This window comes from Mesorhizobium sp. M5C.F.Ca.IN.020.29.1.1, from assembly GCF_003997375.1.
Lineage (GTDB): Bacteria > Pseudomonadota > Alphaproteobacteria > Rhizobiales > Rhizobiaceae > Mesorhizobium > Mesorhizobium wenxiniae.
Genome location: NZ_RZSW01000547.1, coordinates 1 through 4,131 on the forward strand (window position 1 = coordinate 1; position 4,131 = coordinate 4,131).

Below are 4,131 nucleotides of genomic sequence, written 5' to 3' on the forward strand. Positions count from 1 at the left end.
GTTCTGCAGCTTGGGATCGGCGGACGACAGCCGTCCCGTCGTTGTCGCGGCAAGGGCGTAGGAGGTGTGGACGCGCTTCGTATCGGGATGGACGAAACCGGGCAGTGCGTCGGTATAGGTCGATTTCAATTTGGTCAGCTGGCGCCAGTCGACGATCTTGCGCGGCAGCTCGTGGCCCTCGGCGGCGAGGTCTTCCAGGAGCTGCGCCGAGGTTGACCATTGGCCGGTCTTGGTTTTGGAGCCGCCGGGCAGGCCCATCCTGCCGAACAGGATGTCGCCGAGCTGTTTTGGCGAGCCGATATTGATGCGCTCGCCGACGAGCTGGTAGATTTCATCCTCCAGCCGCGCGGCGCCCTGTGCCAGTTCGCCGGAGAGCCGCGAAAGGATCTGCCGGTCGACGGAGATGCCGCGCTGCTCCATCCTTGCCAGCACCGGCACCAGCGGCCGTTCCAGCCGCTCGTAGACCGAGACGAGGCCCTTGGCGGCAAGCCGTGGCTTCAGCACCCGCCAGAGCCTGAGCGTCACATCGGCGTGCTCCGCGGCATAGGCCGTTGCCTTGTCGATGTCGATCTGGTCGAAGCCGACGAAGCTTCTTCCAGAGCCGGCCAGATCCTTGAGGGCAATGGTCGAGTGGCCGAGCCACTTTTCCGACAGAGCCGCCATGCCGTGGCCGCCTGACGTGCCTGCGTCGAGCACGTAGGAAATCAGCATGGTGTCGTCGAAGGGGGCGACATCGATTCCGTGGCGGCTCATGACGACGAGGTCGTATTTCAGCTCCTGCACGATCTTGAGAACCGACTTGTCCTCCAGCAACGGCTTCAGAATGCCAAGCGCCTCACGGATCGGGATCTGGTTTTCGACTACTCCGCCGCCGAGCAGGTCGCCGTTGCCGCTTTTGTGGGTGAACGGCACATAGGCGGCGCGACCGGGCGCGGTGGCTATGGACAGGCCGATCAGCTCGGCCTGCATCGGATCGGCTGACGTGGTCTCGGTGTCGAAGGCAACGATGCCGGTCTCCATCGCCTCGGCCACCCATGCCCTCAGCACCGCTGTGTCGCGGATGGAGACGTAAGCGCTGGCGTCGATCTTGCTGCCAGTGGCGTCCTCGAAGCGAAGCGCCGAGAGAAGCGAAGGGGTGTCACCTTCCTTGGGTTCCACCTTGATGGTGGCCGGCACTGCTTCCCCGGCTTCGTCTGTCACTGTCTCTGCCGCTCTTTCGGCGGCTGCCGGCACTCCAAACCCGACATCGGGACCATGCGCGGTGTCGGCGCGCTCGATAATGACGGGAACGGACTTGACATCAGCCGCTTCCGTTCCGGTCGCTTCCGCCACGCGGCGGGTCAACGAGGAGAATTCCATCGTCTTGAGAAAGCCGATCAGCCTTGGTCCGTCGGGCGGGTGCAACACGAAATCGTCGAGCCCGCCGATCCCCGGCACGTCGTTCTTCAGCGTCACCAGCTCACGCGAAATGCGCGCCTTGTCGGCATTAGCAATGATCGATTCGCGCCGTTTGTCCTGCTTGATCTCGGCGGCACGGGCGAGCAGCGTATCGAGATCGCCGAACTGTTCCAGCAATTGCGCCGCCGTCTTCGGCCCGATGCCGGGCACGCCCGGCACATTGTCGACCGAATCACCGGTCAGCGCCTGCAGGTCGATCATCTTTTCCGGCGGCACGCCCCATTTCTCGATCACCTCGGGAACGCCGATTTGGCGGTCCTTCATCGGGTCGTACATGGCGACCGAAGGGCCGACCAGTTGCATCAGATCCTTGTCGGAGGAGATGATGGTGGTGTCGGCGCCGGCTTCGCAGGCAAGCCGGCAATAGGTGGCGATCAGGTCGTCGGCTTCGTAGCCTTCTATCTCGAGGCAGGGCAGGTTGAAGGCCCTGGTCGCCTGCCGGATCAGGCCGAACTGTGGGATCAAATCTTCCGGCGGTGCCGAGCGGTTGGCCTTGTATTCGGGGTAGAGGTCGTTGCGGAAGGTTTTCGACGAATAGTCGAAGATGACGGCGAAATGCGTCGGCACGATGCCGACATCGGTGTTGCGGGCGTCCTGCGTCAGCTTCCACACCATGTTGCAGAAGCCGAGCACGGCACTGGTCGGCAGCCCGTCGGATTTGCGGGTCAGCGGCGGTAGTGCGTGATAGGCACGGAAGATGTAGCCGGAACCGTCGACAAGGAAGAGATGATCGCCTTTTTTCATGGGACGAAGGGATAGCGCGGCGCAGCGTCGTGGTCCATGCCAAAGGCGGCCTCAACCGCCGGTTCCGGCAACATCCCTGACAGTCGATCCGATCACGGGTATGTTACGAAAGTGTAATCTTCGTGCCCTTGAATCGCCACGTTCGGAGACACAGATAAGCGCCATCGGCATTTTTCGCCGAGGTCCGGAGCAAGGCCCGTCCCCCGCCTATCCCGGACACTTGCGGCAGCCTAATCCCCCCTCTCCGGGCTGCCGCATCGTTTCGAGTAAAGGCCGCCGTGGTTCCCCTCCACCACGGCGGCATTTTTTTGCCTTTCGACGCCCGTGGTCCAACGACCGCCGGCTTTTCGTTTCTGCCCTGCAGCTTTAGGGTTGCTGCTCAGAATCGAAAGGCTTGATGAAAATGTCCAGAATTTCTCCCGTCCTCGATCGTCTCGACAAAAACCTCGACGAGAGCCTGGAACGCCTGTTTGGCCTGCTCAGGATCAAGTCGATCTCGACGGATCCGAGCTATGCCGCCGATTGCCGCAAGGCGGCGGAATGGCTGGTAGCGGAGCTCAAGCTGATCGGCTTCGACGCCAGCGTGCGTGACACGCCAGGTCATCCGATGGTGGTGGCGCACCATGTCGGGCCGGCGGGCGCACCGCATGTCCTGTTCTATGGCCATTACGACGTGCAGCCGGTCGATCCGATCGAGCTCTGGGAAACCGACCCGTTCGCGCCTTCGGTGAAGGAGATCGCGCCCGGCCACCAGGTGATCACGGGACGTGGTTCGGCCGACGACAAGGGGCAGCTGATGACCTTCGTTGAGGCTTGCCGCGCCTGGAAGCAGGTGCATGGCGGGCTGCCGTGCCGCATCACGATCCTGTTCGAAGGCGAGGAGGAGTCCGGCTCGCCATCGCTGAAGCCGTTCCTCGAGGCAAATGCGGCCGAACTCAAGGCCGACTTTGCGCTTGTCTGCGACACTGGCATGTGGGATCGCGATACGCCGTCCATCTGCGTCGCGCTGCGCGGGCTGGTCGGCGAGGAGATCACGGTGAAGGCCGCCGACCGCGACTTGCATTCCGGTCTCTATGGCGGTGCTGCTGCCAATCCAATCCGCATCCTGGCCAGGATATTGGCCGACATCCACGACGAGGACGGCCATGTCACCATTCCGGGGTTCTATGAGGGCGTCGAGGAGACGCCTTCGCAGATCCTGAAGTCATGGGAGGCGCTCGGCGAAACCGCCGAGACATTCCTTGGGCCTGTCGGCCTGTCGATTCCGTCCGGCGAACAGGGGCGCTCGGTGCTCGAACTCACCTGGGCGCGGCCGACGGCCGAGTTCAACGGCATTATCGGCGGCTATAGCGGCAAGGGGTTCAAGACGGTGATCGCGGCGGAAGCCTCGGCAAAAGTGTCCTTCCGCCTCGTCCACAAGCAGAATCCCCAGAAGATTCGCGCCGCTTTCCAAGGCTTCGTCAGGGAACGCCTCCCGGCCGACTGCTCAGTCGATTTCCAGCCGCATGGCGGCTCGCCGGCGATCCAGCTTTCCTACGACTCGCCGTTTCTCGCCAAGGCCAAGGACGCGCTGTCTGACGAATGGCCGAAACCGGCGGTGACGACGGGAAGCGGCGGCTCGATCCCGGTGGTCGGCGATTTCCAGACCTATCTCGGTATCGAATCGTTGCTGGTCGGTTTCGGGCTCGACGATGACCGCATCCATTCGCCGAACGAGAAGTACGAGATGAGTTCATTCCACAAGGGCCAGCGCTCCTGGGCGCGCATTCTCGATGCGCTGACACGCTGAGGGGGCGAGAATTCAACTTTCTGTTGATTTTTCATCGGATCGCGGCAAGGACGGGCTAAAGCGCGTCGCGTTTGATCTGCCTGATGCGACGCGCTTTAGGTTGTTGTTGTATGCATGTCGTTATCGCAAAACCGCTGCAC

General features: G+C 62.6%; 2 protein-coding genes. One reads left to right on the forward strand and one right to left on the reverse strand.

The genetic code is table 11. The features are described from left to right. Window positions 1-2,202: DNA polymerase I (gene polA, locus EOA85_RS29270; protein ID WP_127212079.1), on the reverse strand; the 2,202-nt coding region annotated here is incomplete at its 3' end. Window positions 2,203-2,605: 403 nt separating this feature from the next. Here polA and EOA85_RS29275 point away from each other — a divergent pair. Further along, window positions 2,606-3,991, forward strand: a complete 1,386-nt coding sequence (locus EOA85_RS29275) for a M20/M25/M40 family metallo-hydrolase (RefSeq protein ID WP_127212080.1) — start codon at window positions 2,606-2,608, stop codon at window positions 3,989-3,991. Window positions 3,992-4,131: the final 140 nt, after the last annotated feature.